The following is a 15,162-nucleotide window of genomic DNA, read 5'->3' as shown; positions in this document are numbered from 1 at the left end:
ATATATGACCACCGTGTACGAGCGGCGGGCCGCACCGCCGGTGACGCCGCCCGCGCGCCGCTCCCCCGCGGGCGCCGTGCTCGCGCTGCTGTGGGCCGGCGCCGCGGCCGTGGTCGCGATGTGGTGGGCGGACACCCCTTCGGTGGTCGGCGCCGCGGGCTGGCTGACCGGGTCCGGACGGATCGCCGGGCTGCTGTGCGGGTACGCCTGCGCGGTGCTGGTCGGGCTGATGGCCCGGGTGCCGCTGCTGGAGCGGCGGGTGGGCTCGGACCGGGTGGCCCGCTGGCACGCGATGGCCGGCCGGTACACGATCTGCCTGCTGGTGGCGCACATCGTGCTGATCCTGCTCGGGTACGCCGCCCAGGACCGCGCCTCGATCTGGCACGAGACGGTCACGGTGGTCCTGGACTACCCGGACATGCTCAAGGCCACCTTCGGCACGGTCATCCTCCTCTCGGTCGGCATCACCTCGGCCCGTGCCGCGCGCCGGCGGCTGAGCTACGAGTTCTGGTACTACGTCCACCTGCTCACGTACGTCGCGGTGTTCCTGGCCTTCTTCCACCAGCTGACCCTGGGCAACGAGTTCAACGGGCACCGGCTGGCCACGGCCGCCTGGTACGCGCTGTACCTCGGGGTCGCCGCCCTGGTGCTGTGGTTCCGCGTCCTCGCGCCGGTGCGGCTGAACCTGCGGCACCGCATGCGCGTGCAGTCCGTGCACCGGGAGGCGCCCGGCGTCTACTCGATCGTCGTCCACGGGCGGCGGCTGGACGAACTGGGCGCGCGGCCCGGGCAGTTCTTCCGGTGGCGGTTCCTCGGCGAGGGACTGGGCTGGACGTCGACGCCGTACTCGCTGTCGGCGCCGCCGCGCCCGGACCTGATGCGGATCACGGTCAAGGCGCTCGGCGACCACAGCGCGGCGGTCTCGCTGCTGCGGCCCGGCACGCGCGTGTGGGCGGAGGGGCCGTACGGCTCGATGACCGAGGACCGGCAGACCTCGCCCCGGTCCCTGCTCATCGCGGCCGGCGTCGGCATCACGCCGCTGCGGGCCCTGTTCGAGACGCTGCCCGGCGAGGTGACGCTGCTCTACCGCGCCCGTACGGCCGAGGACCTCGCGCTGGGCGCGGAGCTGGAGGCCATCGCGCGGTGGCGGGGCGCGAAGGTCCTGTACGCGCTCAACGGGCCGGGCGGACAGCGCCCGAACCTGACCGCGCAGTCCCTGCGGGCGTCCTTCCCGGACCTGGCCGGCCATGACGTCTACCTCTGCGGCCCGCACGGGTTCGCCCGGGACCTGTACGAGGAACTGCGCGCCGCCGGGGTCCCGGACCGCCGCATCCACCACGAGTCGTTCGAATTCTGAGAGCTGTGAGGCCGTAGAAGTGCACGCTTTGAAGAGGAACCGTCCGCTGCGCCGGATCGTGCTGGCGAGTGCCGCCACCGTCTCCGGATTCGTCCTGCTGCTGTCCCTGAAGCCGCACACCGCGCCGACGGCCGCCCTGGCGGTACCGGCGCCCTCCAGCAGTTCGAGCGCGTCCAGTGGATCGAAGGGCTCCAGCGGAACCGGCAGCTCCGGGGGCTCGACCACGACCGGCACCAAGGCCGTCACCGGGAGCACCGTGCAGACCCGCTGGGGTCCCGTCCAGGTGAAGATCACGATCAAGAGCGGCAGGCTCACCGACGTGACCGCCGTGCAGTACCCCACGGACAACCCCCGGGACCAGGAGATCAACAGCTACGCCCTCCCCCAGCTGCGCACCGAGGCCCTGCAGGCCCAGAGCGCCAACATCGACACCGTCTCGGGGGCCACTTACACGAGTGACGGTTACCGCCAGTCACTCCAGTCCGCACTGGACTCGGCACGGAGCTGAACACACACGCGTCGTGGCACGTATCTCAGGGCCAAGGGACCACGCCCACCCCCCTTGCCCCCGCCCCGGAGGAACAGTGACCACCACGCTCGCAGGCGGCCGCGCCGCCCGCCGCCAGACGATGCGCCGCATCCGCCCGCGCCGCTCCCCGGCGACCGTCCTGCTGCTCGCCGTTTGGGCGGGCGCGGTCGGCGTGCTGTGGCTGTGGTGGATGAACACGCCGTCCATCGCCGACCAGAACGGCAAGATCCTCAACGCGGGCCGGATCACCGGTCTGCTGGCCGGCTACCTGATGGCCCTGGTGGTGCTGCAGATGGCCCGGGTGCCCGCCCTGGAGCGGCGGGTCGGCTCGGACCGGGTGGCCCGCTGGCACGCGATGAGCGGCCGCTACACGCTCTGCCTGGTCTTCGCGCACGTCTTCCTCATCATGTGGGGCTACGCGCTGCAGGCGGGCAAGACGCTGAACGACATCGTCCAGCAGACCATCGACTCCATCAACCAGCTGCCGGACATGGGCAAGGCGGCCATCGGGACGGGCCTGTTCGTGCTGATCGGCCTGACCTCGATCGGTCCGGTCCGGCGCCGTATCCCGTACGACACCTGGTACCACGTCCACCTGCTGACGTACGGGGCCGTGTTCCTGACGTTCTGGCACCAGATCACCACCGGCAACGACTTCGCCGTCACGCCGACGGCGAAGACCATCTGGTACGCGCTGTACGGGTCGGTGACCGCGCTGGTGGTCTGGTACCGCATCCTCACCCCGATCCGGCTCAACATGCGCCACCGCATGCGGGTCGAGGCGGTCATCGAGGAGGCGCCGGGCATCGTGTCGGTGCTGATCGGCGGGCGCAAGCTGCACCGGATGGGCGCGGAGGCGGGCCAGTTCTTCCGGTGGCGGTTCCTCGCGCCGGGCATGCGGTTCAGCTCCCACCCCTACTCGCTCTCCGCGGCACCCCGCCCCGACATGCTGCGGATCACCGTGAAGGCGATCGGCGACCACAGCGAACGGCTGCGGGAGCTGACACCCGGCACCCGGGTGTGGGCCGAGGGCCCGTACGGCGCGATGACCGCCCAGCGACGCAGCCGCGGCAAGGTGCTGCTGGTCGCCGGCGGCGTCGGCATCACGCCGATGCGAGCACTGTTCGAGACGCTGCCGGGCGCGGCCGGGGACATCACCCTGCTCTACCGGGCCAACACCACCCAGGACCTGGCCCTGTGGGACGAGCTGGCCGCCATCGCCGACGACCGCGGCGCCCGGCTGATGTACGCCGTCAACAGCCCGGACGGGGAACGCCCCGACATCTCGGCGGAGCGGCTGCGGCAGAAACTGCCGGACATCGACGACCACGACGTGTTCATGTGCGGGCCGGCCGGGTTCGCGCAGTCCGTGTACGAAGCACTGCGCGGTGCGGGAGTGCCCGCCCGCCGCATCCATCACGAGTCGTTCGAGATGTGAGCGACGGGATCCAGGAGCTCAGGTAGCGATGAAGAAGAGTCACCCCATCCGGCGTGTCGTGCTGGCCAGCGCCGCCACCGTCTCGGGTGTCGTGCTGCTGCTGTCGCTGAAGCCGGCGTCCGCCCCGAACGCCCAGGCGGCGGGTGCGGCACCGCAGCAGACCGCGGGAGCCCAGGCGTCGCCCCAGGGCGGCACCGCGGCGACCGGAACGGCCTCGGGCACGATCGACGGGAACGTGGCCCAGACGCAGTACGGCAACGTCCAGGTACGGCTGACCGTCGCGAACGGCAAGATCACCAAGGCGGAGGCGATCCAGGCGCCCAAGGGCGGCACCAGCGACCAGAAGACGGCGCTGTCCATCCCCAAGCTCACCCAGGAGACGGTCGCCGCGCAGAGCGCGCAGATCGACGCGGTGTCCGGGGCGACGTACACGAGCAACGGGTACAAGCAGTCCCTGCAGTCGGCGCTCGACAAGATGAAGGCCAGCGCCGGTGCCTCGCAGGGCGGCGGCTCGGGCTCGTCGTCGAGCGGCCGCTCGGGCTCCTCCTCCGGTGCCGCCTCCGGCGCCGCGCAGGCCAAGACGGTGACGGGCAGGGTCGCGCAGACCCAGTACGGCCCGGTCCAGGTCCGTATCACGGTGGCGAACGGCAAGATCACCAAGGCGGACGCGGTGCAGGCGCCCAAGGGCGGCCTCAGCGACCAGAAGACGGCGCTGGCGATCCCCAAGCTCAACCAGGAGGCGGTGGCGGCGGGCAACGCGCGGATCGACTCCGTGTCGGGTGCCACGTACACCAGCGGCGGCTACAAGCAGTCGCTGCAGTCCGCGCTGGACCAGGCCGGTGGCTGAGTCGGTGGCGGAGTCTGCGGAAGCTCCCGCCGCGGTGCGTCATGCGGAGGAGGTCATGGGGACCGTCTTCTCCTTCGACGTCCGCGGCGGGGACCCCGGTGTGGTACGGGCGGCGCTCGGAGAGGCGATCGCCGGGCTGCACCGGGTGAACGAGGTGTTCAGCACCTACCGCGAGGACAGCCAGGTCTCCCGGCTCGCCCGCGGTGAGCTGACCGTGCGGGAGTGCGACCCCGAGGTCGCCGAGGTGCTGGAGCTGGGCGCCGAGGCCGAGCGGGTGAGCGACGGCTGGTTCAGCCTGCGCTACGAGGGCCGCCTGGATCCCACCGGCATCGTGAAGGGCTGGGCCGCCGAACGCGCGGCCCGCCGGCTGCGGGCGGCCGGCGCGACGGGCGTCAGCGTCAACGGCGGCGGAGACGTCCAGATGTTCGGCGCGCCGGAACCCCACCGCCCCTGGCGCGTGGGCGTCGCCGACCCGCTGCGCCCCGGCGGCCTGGCGGCGGTGGTCTCGGCGGCCGGCGCGGACGAACTGGCGGTCGCCACCTCGGGCACGGCAGAACGCGGCGCCCACATCGTCGACCCCCGCACGGGCCGATCGGCGGTGACGGACCTGGTGGCGGTGACGGTGGTCGCCCCCACCCTCACCTGGGCGGACTGCTGGGCGACAGCGGCCTTCGCGATGGGTTCCCGAGAGGGCCTGCGCTGGCTGGAGTCCCTACCGGACGTGGAGGCCCTGCTCATCACAGCGGGCGACGAGGTCAGATGCACAGGGGGCCTGGCATCTCGACTCGGGTGAGTGCATGTCCCCAGGGATTCAGTGGCCGTTCTGAGCCAACCGCAACAAGTGCTCCGCCAACGCCTGTCCCCCCGTCGGCTCCCGACTGATCAACAGCACCGTGTCGTCCCCGGCGATCGTGCCCAAGATGTCATGCAGCTCAGCCTGGTCGATGGCCGAGGCCAGGAACTGCGCGGCCCCCGGCGGGGTACGCAGGACCACGAGATTCGCCGAGGCCTCCGCGGAGATCAGCAGTTCCTGCGACAGCCGCCGCATCCGCTCCTCCTTCGCCGACTCCCCCAGCGGCGCCCGAGGCGTGCGGAACCCGCCCTCGCTCGGCACCGCGTAGATCAGGTCGCCGTCGGTGTTGCGGATCTTCACCGCGTTCAGCTCGTCCAGGTCCCGCGACAGCGTCGCCTGAGTGACCGTCAGCCCGTCGTCCGCGAGCAGCTTCGCCAACTGGCTCTGCGAGCGCACGGGTTGCCGGTTGAGGATGTCCACGATCCGGCGGTGCCGCGCGGTGCGCGTCTGCGGCACGGCAGGGCCGCCGGGCTGTGCGTCGTCCTGCACCTGACTCATCGTCGTTCCATTCCCAGGCTCATCCGTCCCCGTCGAGGATGCCGGGCAGTGCCCGGAGAAACGCCGCCACCTCGTCGTCGCCGAGGTTCAGCGGCGGCATCAGCCGTACGACGTCGGCAGCGGGCGCGTTCACCAGGAACCCGGCCTCCTGAGCCGCCTGACGCACCCGGGGCGCGTGCGGCTCGGTGAGCACGATACCCAGGAGCAGGCCCGCGCCCCGGACATGGTCGATCAACGGGTGGCCCAGCGACTCGATTCCGTCCCGCAGCGCCCCGCTCTGCCGCTTGACGTTCTCCAGCAGGCCGTCGTTCGCGATCGTGTCGAGCACCGCGAGCCCGGCGGCGCAGGCGACGGGGTTGCCGCCGAAGGTCGTCCCGTGGTGCCCGGGCTGCAGCAGCTCCGCGGCCCGCCCGAAGGCGACGGTCGCGCCCAGCGGCAGCCCGCCGCCGAGGCCCTTCGCCAGCGTCACGACGTCCGGCAGGACACCCTCGTGCGCCTGGTACTCGAACCAGTTGCCGGTCCGCCCGATCCCCGTCTGCACCTCGTCCAGCACCAGCAGCGCACCGTTCGCGGCCGTGATCGCGCGGGCGGCCTTGAGATAGCCCGCGGGCGGGACGACCACGCCGATCTCGCCCTGGACCGGCTCCAGGATCACCAGCGCGGTCTCCTCGGTCACCGCCGCGGCCAGCGCCTGCGCGTCGCCGTACGGGACGTGCGTGACCTCGCCGGGCAGCGGCAGGAACGGCTCCCGCTTGCCCTGCTGGCCGGTCATGGCGAGGGCGCCCATGGTGCGCCCGTGGAAGGCGCCCTCGGTGGCGACCACGTGGGTGCGCCCGGTCAGCCGGCCGATCTTGAAGGCCGCCTCGTTGGCCTCGGCGCCGGAGTTGCAGAAGAAGACCCTGCCCTCACGGCCGAAGAGGTGCAGGAGCCGTTCCGCGAGCGTCACGGTCGGCTCGGCCATGAAGAAGTTGGAGATGTGGCCGAGGGACGCGATCTGCCGGCCGACGGCCTCGACGACCGCCGGGTGCGCGTGGCCGAGCGCGTTGACCGCGATACCGCCGACGAAGTCCAGGTACTCCTTGCCGTCGGCGTCCCAGACCCTGGCGCCCTCGCCGCGCACGAGGGGCAGCAGCGGGGTGCCGTAGTTGTTCATGAGCGAGCCCTGCCACCGCTCGGTGAACTCCTGATTGCCCGTCATGACGCGTCCCCCTCTTGTCCGTCGGGCACGACCATCGTGCCGATGCCCTCGTCGGTGAAGATCTCCAGCAGGATCGAGTGCTGGACCCGGCCGTCGATGACCCGGGCGTTGGTGACGCCGTTGCGCACGGCGTGCAGACAGCCCTCCATCTTCGGCACCATGCCGGAGCTCAACTCCGGCAGCAGCTTCTCCAGCTGGGAAGCGGTGAGGCGGCTGATCACCTCGTCGCTGTTCGGCCAGTCCTCGTAGAGACCCTCGACGTCCGTGAGGACCATGAGAGTCTCCGCTCCAAGAGCCGCAGCGAGTGCCGCAGCCGCCGTATCAGCATTGACGTTGTAGACATGTCCGTCGTCCTGGCTCCGGGCGATCGACGAGACGACCGGGATCCGGCCGTCGGCGAGCAGTGCCTCGATCGCGCCCGTGTCGATCTCGGTGATCTCGCCCACCCGCCCGATGTCGACCAACTCGCCGTCGATCTCGGGCTGGTGCTTGGTGGCGGTGATGGTGTGCGCGTCCTCACCGGTCAGTCCCACGGCGAGCGGCCCGTGCTGGTTGAGCAGGTTGACCAGCTCCCGCTGCACCTGCCCGGCCAGCACCATCCGTACGACGTCCATGGCGTCCTCGGTGGTGACCCTGAGGCCGGCCTTGAACTCGCTGACGATGCCGTGCTTGTCGAGGGCGGCGCTGATCTGGGGGCCGCCGCCGTGCACGACGACCGGCTTGAGGCCGGCGTGGTGCAGGAAGACGACGTCCTGGGCGAAGGCGGCCTTCAGGTCCTCGTCGATCATGGCGTTGCCGCCGAACTTGATGACGACGGTCTTCCCGTTGTGCCGGACCAGCCAGGGCAGCGCCTCGATGAGGATCTGGGCCTTGGGCAGGGCGGTGTGCTTGCGCGTGGTGCTCATGACGAATAGGCGCTGTTCTCGTGGACGTAGTCGGCGGTGAGGTCATTGGTCCAGATGGTGGCGGTCTCGGAGCCGGCTGCGAGGTCGGCGACGATGTGCACCTCGCGGTAGCGCATGTCGACCTTCTCGCGGTCCTCGCCGACGCCGCCGTTCTTGCACACCCAGACGCCGTTGATGGCGACGTTCAGCCGGTCCGGCTCGAAGGCGGCCTTGGTGGTGCCGATCGCGGAGAGCACGCGGCCCCAGTTGGGATCCTCGCCGTGGATGGCGCACTTGAGGAGGTTGTTGCGGGCGATGGAGCGGCCCACCTCGACGGCGTCGTCCTCGCTCGCCGCGCCCACCACCTCGACCCTGATGTCCTTGCTGGCGCCTTCGGCGTCCCGGATCAGCTGCTGGCCGAGGTCGTCGCAGACCCGACGTACGGCTTCCGCGAACTCCTCGTACTCCGGAGTGACTTCGGAGGCGCCGGAGGCCAGCAGCAGCACGGTGTCGTTGGTGGACATGCAGCCGTCGGAGTCGACGCGGTCGAAGGTCGTGCGCGTGGCGGCCCGGAGTGCCTTGTCCAGTACGTCGTTCTCGAGGACCGCGTCCGTGGTCAGCACGACCAGCATGGTGGCCAGGCCCGGGGCGAGCATGCCCGCGCCCTTCGCCATGCCGCCGACGGTCCAGCCGTCCTTCGTCACGACGGACGTCTTGTGGACCGTGTCGGTGGTCTTGATGGCGATGGCGGCCTTCTCGCCGCCGTGCTCGGACAGTTGCCCGGCTGCCGTCTCGACTCCCGCCAGCAGCTTGTCCATCGGGAGCAGGACGCCGATCAGGCCGGTCGAGCAGACCGCGACCTCGATCGCCCCGCGCCCCAGCACCTCGGCCACCTTCTCGGCGGTCGCGTGCGCGTCCTGGAAGCCCTTGGACCCCGTACAGGCGTTGGCGCCACCGGAGTTGAGGACGACGGCGGAGGCCTGGCCGCTCCCCAGGACCTGCTCGGACCACAGCACGGGCGCGGCCTTCACACGGTTGGAGGTGAAGACACCGGCGGCGGCGCGGCGCGGCCCGTTGTTGACCACGAGGGCCAGGTCCGGGTTGCCGTTCGCCTTGATCCCGGCGGCGACACCCGCCGCTGTGAATCCCTTGGCTGCCGTGACGCTCACTGCATCTCCTTGTTCGCCCCGCCGCGGTAGCGGCTGATGTCACTGCCGCCCGTGCAGCGCAGAGGTGCGGCTGTCGTCTTTGTCTGCGGCCCGGTGGCTGCACGCGCGTCGCTCACGGTGCGACTCCGATCGTGGAAAGCCCGGTGGTCTCGTCGAGACCCAGGGCGAGGTTCATGCTCTGGACGGCACCGCCCGCGGTGCCCTTGGTCAGGTTGTCGATCGCGCTGATCGCGATGACGCGGCCGGCCGCCTCGTCGTACGCGACCTGCACCTGAACGGCGTTCGACCCGTACACGGACGCCGTGGCGGGCCACTGGCCCTCGGGCAGCAGGTGGACGAAGGGCTCGTCGGCGTAGGCCTTCTCGTAGGCGGCGCGGAGGGACTCACCCGTGACCCCGGGGACCGCCTTCGCACTGCACGTGGCGAGGATGCCGCGGGGCATCGGCGCGAGGTTCGGCGTGAACGAGACGGAGACCCGCTCGCCGGCCGCCGCGCTGAGGTTCTGGACGATCTCCGGGGTGTGCCGGTGGCCGCCGCCGACGCCGTACGGCGACATGGACCCCATGACCTCGCTGCCCAGCAGGTGCGGTTTGGGGGACTTGCCGGCGCCCGAGGTGCCGGACGCGGCGACGATCACGGCCTCGTGCTCGGCGAGGGAGGCCGCGTAGGCCGGGAAGAGGGCCAGCGAGACGGCCGTGGGGTAGCAACCGGGCACCGCGATGCGCTTGGACCCAGTAAGCCGGGCGCGGGCGTCCGGCAGTTCGGGAAGGCCGTAGGGCCAGGTCCCGGCGTGCGGGGAGCCGTAGAACCGCTCCCAGTCGGCCGGGTCCTTCAGCCGGAAGTCGGCGCCCATGTCGACGACCAGGACGTCCGGGCCGAGCTGTTCGGCGACGGCGGCGGACTGGCCGTGGGGCAGGGCGAGGAAGACGACGTCATGTCCGGCGAGGACCTCGGCGGTGGTCTCCTGGAGCACCCGGCCGGCCAGCGGCAGCAGGTGCGGCTGGAGCGCGCCGAGCTGCTGGCCGGCGTTGGAGTTGCCGGTCAGGGCCCCGATCTCGATCTCGGGGTGCGCGAGCAGCAGACGCAGGAGCTCACCGCCCGCGTATCCGCTCGCTCCGGCCACCGCCGCACGTACCGCCATGTCATCCTCCTCCTGGATGGCATGACTATACGTTTCTCTGCACGTTTATGCAATCTGGCTGGGCCGGGCCTCCACCAGGTGCGACGGAGAATTTTAGTTGGCACATGGAGAACCCTGGTTGGCAAATCTTGGTCCCGTCACGCTGTGTTGCGGGCAGTACCGGCGAAACGCCCCCGTCGCCGGTCGAGTGGTGCTTCTCTGGATGAGTGGGCGCGGCAGCGAGAGCGAAGATCCCGTCGGATTCAAGTCAACTGGACCACCTTGTCACGGCGTACGACGGGGACATCGGACTGCGGGATCGGCTGCGGCTCGGGGACGACTGGCCGCGTCGGTGGAGTTCGACGTGGCAGGTGGGCGCTGACGAGGTCTGCTGGCCGGTCCGGGACATGGCTCACGTACCGGTGATGTCGTCCCGGCCGATGCGGGGGTTCACGTGGCGGGCGAAGCAGCGGCACCGCCCCGGCCTGGAGGCGATGGCGTCAGCGGGCGGGAAGCATGGCTTCGAGTCGCTGAAGGAAGTGAGCCTGCTGGTCGCGCTGGACTTCTTGAGGGCATCGGAAGTGCTGTCGCAGCCGTTCCGGCTGGACTTCGAGCATGCGGGCGGGCATGCCTGGCACATCCCGGACTTCCTGGCCGTGATCGGCGGTGGGATGTGGTTGCTGGACGTCCGCCCGATGGAGCTGATCAAGGAAGAGGACGCGCTGAAGTTCGCGGCGGCCAGGGAAGTGGCGGCTGCCTGCGGCTGGCGGTACTCGGTGGTCGCGGGCTGGCGACCGCATGTCTGGAGCGTCCTTGACCACCTGTCCTCGCGCCGGCGGCCGGCGAGGGACCTTCTCGGCATGCGCGAGCAGCTGCTCACCGCTATCAGCGGGCAGCAGGGGCAGGCGATGACGTTCTCCGACCTGGCGGAGGCGACCAGCGTGCCTTCCGTTGGCCGGGCGAACATCGTCCGGCTGCTCTGGCACCGCGAGCTCGGCGTAGACCTGGGCAGTCCCTTGCGCCACAGCTCACTGATCTGGGCGGTGTGATGGCAGCGAGGGGGTTCTTGCAGATCGCGCCGGGTAGGCGGGTCGCGCTCAATGGCGTCGAGTGGACGGTTGACGACGTCCACGGCCAACTCGGCCGGCTCGTCCTCGTGGATGACGACGGCCGCGCGGAGACCCGCTCGTTCCGTTGGCTCATCAACCACGCTGACCTGCGGCTTCTTCCGGCAGTCGAGTCAGGGCGCCCGCCGCCGGTCGCCCGGCAGCCGAGGACCCTGGCCGACCTGACCAAGGACCAGTTAGAGCGGGCACGGCTGCGGGCTGCGCACGTACTGGAAGCCGAGACGGGGTTCCGGGAGGGCCACCCGGCTCGGGCCCTGCCGGGTGAGCCCCGGCCGGCCTACGACCCGGACCGCACGACGTTGACTCAGCGTCGGTACGCAAAGGCTGCGGAGATAGAGGCGATACCCCGTCCGGAGGCGGTCCGGTGCGGTCTGCAGCACCTCAGCTACCGGACGCTGGTACGTCTGTCGGGACTGGTGGGCGACAGTCTCCTGCTGGCCTGCGCAGACGGGCGCTGGACGCGGCGACGCAGCGGGCACCGCACCATCACGAAGGAGGTCCGGGAGGCGATCTTCGCAGTAAAGGCCGAGTGCGGCCCACGCGCCCGCCTGAGCCAGGGTGCCAAGCACCGGTTGATGCATCAGTACATGCGTGAGCGGTTCCCGACGTTTCCCACTGAGAAGATCCCTTCCCGCTGGACGCTCGCGGCCGTCTGGAAGGAGTGGTTCGGGCCCGGCGGAGCCCGGCCGCGTTACGGGCGGACGGCGGAGGCGGCCGCGGAGGCCGGGGTCTCCGGCCGGATGGTGGTCCACCGGCCGGGCCAGGTTCTGGTGCTGGACTCGACCCCGATGCCGGTGAAGCTGCGCGAGACCGTGTTCGGCGACGCGATCACCGCGACGCTGACCCTCGCACTCGATCTCTACACGCACGGGCTGCCGGCCTTCCGGCTTACGCTCCAGTCCGACACCTCGGTCGACATCGCGATGCTGCTGCGGGACGTGATGCTGCCGCTTCCGATGCGGGACGGCTGGGGCGAGGACATGGAATGGCCCTACGCAGGGGTGCCGGCCGAGGTGATCGCCGAGTTCACCGGGCACCGGGTCGCCGCTCTGCCGTTCTTCGCCCCCGAGACGGTCACCACCGACCACGGCGGCCCCTACAAGAATCACGACCTGGTGGAAGCCGAAACGGAGATCGGCTGCCGGATCCTGCCTGCTCGCGTCCTGCGGCAGACTGACAAGTTCGCGGTCGAGCGCCAGTTCCTCACCATCCAGACCATGCTCTTCGAGCACCTGCTGGGATTCACCGGCGGTGACGTCGCGGATCGCGGGGCCGACCCGGAACGCGATGCGAGCCTCACGCTCACGCAAGCCGAGCACATCATCGCCACCTGGATCGTCCAGATCTGGCAGAACCGTAAACTAGGCGAATACGCCCCGAGTTGGGCGCCGGGTGAAGACCACAGCCCCAACACCCTGTTCGCTGCCGCGATGGAACAGGGCGGCTTCGACCTGGACTTCCCCGAACCGAGCTTCTACTACAGGGTCCTGCGCAAACACCACGTGAAGATCCATCCTCGTCGCGGGGTGAAGATCCTCGGGCTCTGGTATCACCACCCGGTCTTCGACGAACCGCGCTTCCAGCAGCCCTCCGCCCGGGGCGGCAAACACGCGGGCAAGTGGGTTGTCCGCAGTGACCGGAGGGACCGCCGGCAGGTGTTCTTCCAGGACCCTGCAGACCACGAGACCTGGCACATTCTGCGCTGGAGAGGACTGCCGCCCGAAGGTGAGATCCCTGCGTTCTCGGACAAGACTGCCGACGCCCTGCTGACACGCGTGAGGGCGAACAAGATCAGGATCCATTCCGAGAGCGAGCTCCTGGAACATCTGCTCGGAATCCTCGGCTCGGTCACCCCAGTCGACCAATGGCCCAGCCAGGCCAAGAGGAAGGCCGGAAAGAAGCAGCGCATCGCCCAAGCCCGCGAGATCACCCGCGCACAGGCTGCGGCCGCTGACCGCCCCGCCGCACCCGCCATCGCAGGTGAGCAAGCTCCGGCTGAGATGCCCGCGGCCTGGGCCGAGCACGCCCGCACGATCGACCACGCGGTCGACGCCGACCGCCGTCGACGACGCGAAGAAGCCCTCGCCGACGTCAAGCCCGTGGCCCCGGCAACGCTGCACGAGGCCCTGAACCGGCGTCCCATGTTCCGGCTTCCGCCCCCCGACGACTCGGAAGCCGATACACCTGTCCAGGAGGACGACACGTGACCCGAGCCCTCTCTCACGATGGTCCGCTGGACGGTCTGCCTTCACGAACCAGGATCGCCGAGCTGATCCTGGGCAGCCGCCCGCCCCTCGACACCTACGTCGGCTGGCAGCACTACCGCACCCACTACGACCTACTCGTCCCCGCTCCGACAATCTCCCCGCAGCGGTGGTCGATGCTCCCTGAGGGCCGCAAGTACGACTACGACCTCTACCGGGAGCTGACGAACGCGAACCTCCCGCTGCAGGACACCCCCATGCACGACAAGGTCGGCAACCTGATCCGGCGCCGGTTGAGCGGCAACACTAGGAAGAAGAACGACCCGACCCGCGCCGGCGTCATGATCAGCGGCTGGGGCAACTACGGCAAGACCGCGTCTGTCTGCTCAGCCGGAGCCGTCTTCGAAAAGCAGTGGCTGGAACTCCACAGCCACCTCAACCCTCAGACTCTGCCGGGCACCCGCGATCTCCACGCACCGGTCGTCTATGTCTCGACCCCGGTGACAGCAACCCCGAAAAGCCTTTGCACGTCGATCTTAGGCTTCTTCCGGGCCCCGACCCGCAAGTCGGCCACGCTGCCGGAACTGGTACGGCAGGTCGCCGACTCCCTTTATGACCATGGCGTCAAAGCTCTGATTCTGGACGACATCAGCCGGCTGCGGATGCACAGAGCCGACGACCAGGACGTCCTCGACCTAATGCGGGCCTTTATGAGCCTGGACGTCACTCTGATCCTGACCGGCGTCAACATCTCCGGCATCGGGCTGCTGCGTGAGGCCAAGTGGAACAAGAAGACCCGGCAATGGGAGATGCCAGCGCTGGAATCGACCCGCATCCACGGTTTGGAGGTCACCCAGACGGAACACCGATTCGAGCTCATCGAGATCGACCGGTTCCGCTACACCACCCCGACACAGATCGCGGCCTTCGTCAATCACCTGAAGGGAATCGAGAAGCACCTGCGGCTGATGAACGCGACGCAGGGCATGCTCACCGGCGGCGGTATGCCGGAGTACTTGATGCGTCGCACCGGCGGTGTCATCGGCCTGCTGGGACGCCTGCTCGAAGACGGCGCCCAGGAAGCCATGGAGTCCGGGAAGGAAATGATCGACGAGAGCCTGCTGGACGAGATCGTGCTCCGGCGGGACGAGCCCGAGCAGCCGCCGGACGAGCCCATCATCCCGGCCGCCCCGCGGACCGCCGTCAAGAAGGCCACGCAGGCGAAACGACGCCGGAACACCGTTTTCGATGACCCTGGCCCGGCTGCCCGCACAGGCGCCTGACGGATGGAGCCGTAATGCATCCACTGCCCCGGAGTCTCGAACCTGCCTCAGGAGAGTCCCTTGTCAGCTACCTGCTTCGGCTAGGGCATCGCCTCAGCCTCCCGCCTCTGCAACTGATCCGTGCGGCGGGCTGGACCGATCGCGTCCAAGCTCATCACATCCCAGGCAGTCTGCTTCTGAATCTCACCGGGCCGGAGGCCCAAGGATTCGCCCGACTGACCCGCCAGACAGCCGAGGAAGTGTCGGCACTAACACTGACACAGTGGCGAGACCGGTATCCCCCCATCGCCTTGTCCGTGCCCGGACCGGGACCGAAGAGGCCGGACCCATGGCTCTTCGTCGGCTCCCCGCGGTATTGCCCCTCCTGCCTGGCGGGCGACGGGACCCCGGCCCAGCAACTCCACGGCGGCTCCTGGCACAAGCTCTGGCACCTACCCTTTGTCTTCAGCTGCGTAGAACACCAGACCTATCTGGAAGCAGGCTGCCCGCACTGCGGGCAGCCGCGCGCCATATCAGGGCGCCTGATCGAGCGGGCCAACGATCACAGCCTGCACCCAGCACAATGCCGGTGGACGATCGACACCCCAACGCAGAAACGAAAGTCCCGCGCCTGCGGCGGCAGACTCGATCAGCGAGTTACTACGGATCCCGGCCG

13 protein-coding genes and 1 pseudogene are annotated in these 15,162 nt (G+C 69.8%); 9 read left to right on the top strand and 5 right to left on the bottom strand.

What is annotated here, in order from left to right; genetic code table 11:
- Nucleotides 1-4 precede the first annotated feature (4 nt).
- The 5 genes from ACIRVK_RS08765 to ACIRVK_RS08745 all read left to right on the top strand — a co-directional run bounded on the left by ACIRVK_RS08765 (nucleotide 5) and on the right by ACIRVK_RS08745 (nucleotide 4,964).
- Complete coding sequence (locus ACIRVK_RS08765; protein WP_404244723.1) at nucleotides 5-1,357, top strand: ferric reductase-like transmembrane domain-containing protein; 1,353 nt, start codon at nucleotides 5-7, stop codon at nucleotides 1,355-1,357.
- A 19-nt stretch (nucleotides 1,358-1,376) separates the two neighbouring features.
- On the top strand, nucleotides 1,377-1,865 hold the full coding sequence (locus tag ACIRVK_RS08760; RefSeq protein ID WP_404244722.1) for an FMN-binding protein: 489 nt from the start codon (nucleotides 1,377-1,379) through the stop codon (nucleotides 1,863-1,865).
- 76 nt (nucleotides 1,866-1,941) lie between these two features.
- Nucleotides 1,942-3,324, top strand: a complete 1,383-nt coding sequence (locus ACIRVK_RS08755) for a ferric reductase-like transmembrane domain-containing protein (protein WP_404244721.1) — start codon at nucleotides 1,942-1,944, stop codon at nucleotides 3,322-3,324.
- Between the two features lie 28 nt (nucleotides 3,325-3,352).
- The gene (locus ACIRVK_RS08750; protein ID WP_404244720.1) at nucleotides 3,353-4,171 is read left to right on the top strand and encodes an FMN-binding protein; all 819 of its coding nucleotides are present in this window, start codon (nucleotides 3,353-3,355) and stop codon (nucleotides 4,169-4,171) included.
- A 55-nt stretch (nucleotides 4,172-4,226) separates the two neighbouring features.
- The gene (locus tag ACIRVK_RS08745; protein WP_404244719.1) at nucleotides 4,227-4,964 is read left to right on the top strand and encodes an FAD:protein FMN transferase; all 738 of its coding nucleotides are present in this window, start codon (nucleotides 4,227-4,229) and stop codon (nucleotides 4,962-4,964) included.
- A gap of 18 nt (nucleotides 4,965-4,982) precedes the next feature.
- Here the strand turns inward: ACIRVK_RS08745 and ACIRVK_RS08740 are convergent, their stop codons facing one another.
- The 5 genes from ACIRVK_RS08740 to argC form a co-directional block, all read right to left on the bottom strand.
- The gene (locus ACIRVK_RS08740) at nucleotides 4,983-5,522 is read right to left on the bottom strand and encodes an arginine repressor (RefSeq protein ID WP_404244718.1); all 540 of its coding nucleotides are present in this window, start codon (nucleotides 5,520-5,522) and stop codon (nucleotides 4,983-4,985) included.
- 19 nt (nucleotides 5,523-5,541) lie between these two features.
- The gene (locus tag ACIRVK_RS08735; RefSeq protein ID WP_404244717.1) at nucleotides 5,542-6,720 is read right to left on the bottom strand and encodes an acetylornithine transaminase; all 1,179 of its coding nucleotides are present in this window, start codon (nucleotides 6,718-6,720) and stop codon (nucleotides 5,542-5,544) included.
- Complete coding sequence (gene argB, locus ACIRVK_RS08730) at nucleotides 6,717-7,625, bottom strand: acetylglutamate kinase (RefSeq protein WP_404244716.1); 909 nt, start codon at nucleotides 7,623-7,625, stop codon at nucleotides 6,717-6,719. The genes ACIRVK_RS08735 and argB overlap by 4 nt, the downstream gene beginning before the upstream one ends.
- Nucleotides 7,622-8,773 (bottom strand): bifunctional glutamate N-acetyltransferase/amino-acid acetyltransferase ArgJ, encoded by a 1,152-nt coding sequence (gene argJ / locus ACIRVK_RS08725; protein ID WP_404244715.1) that lies wholly within the window; start codon nucleotides 8,771-8,773, stop codon nucleotides 7,622-7,624. The genes argB and argJ overlap by 4 nt, the downstream gene beginning before the upstream one ends.
- Before the next feature lie 112 nt (nucleotides 8,774-8,885).
- Nucleotides 8,886-9,914 (bottom strand): N-acetyl-gamma-glutamyl-phosphate reductase, encoded by a 1,029-nt coding sequence (gene argC / locus ACIRVK_RS08720; RefSeq protein WP_404244714.1) that lies wholly within the window; start codon nucleotides 9,912-9,914, stop codon nucleotides 8,886-8,888.
- Nucleotides 9,915-10,264: 350 nt separating this feature from the next.
- Between argC and ACIRVK_RS08715 the strand changes: the two genes are divergently transcribed.
- The 4 genes and pseudogenes from ACIRVK_RS08715 to ACIRVK_RS08700 all read left to right on the top strand — a co-directional run.
- Nucleotides 10,265-10,942 (top strand): TnsA-like heteromeric transposase endonuclease subunit, encoded by a 678-nt coding sequence (locus ACIRVK_RS08715; protein ID WP_404244713.1) that lies wholly within the window; start codon nucleotides 10,265-10,267, stop codon nucleotides 10,940-10,942.
- On the top strand, nucleotides 10,942-13,227 hold the full coding sequence (locus tag ACIRVK_RS08710; RefSeq protein ID WP_404244712.1) for a transposase: 2,286 nt from the start codon (nucleotides 10,942-10,944) through the stop codon (nucleotides 13,225-13,227). The genes ACIRVK_RS08715 and ACIRVK_RS08710 overlap by 1 nt, the downstream gene beginning before the upstream one ends.
- A 173-nt stretch (nucleotides 13,228-13,400) precedes the next feature.
- A complete protein-coding gene (locus ACIRVK_RS08705; protein WP_404244711.1) occupies nucleotides 13,401-14,507 on the top strand; it encodes a TniB family NTP-binding protein in 1,107 nt (368 codons plus the stop codon).
- Between the two features lie 14 nt (nucleotides 14,508-14,521).
- Nucleotides 14,522-14,968, top strand: a pseudogene (locus ACIRVK_RS08700) (TniQ family protein); the annotation flags it as partial.
- Nucleotides 14,969-15,162: the final 194 nt, after the last annotated feature.

Origin of the sequence: Streptomyces sp. NPDC101152 (genome assembly GCF_044768275.1) — a bacterium.
In the GTDB taxonomy this organism is placed as follows: domain Bacteria; phylum Actinomycetota; class Actinomycetes; order Streptomycetales; family Streptomycetaceae; genus Streptomyces.
The sequence above is the reverse complement of the archived record's forward strand: the minus strand, read 5'-3'. Positions and strand labels throughout refer to the sequence as shown.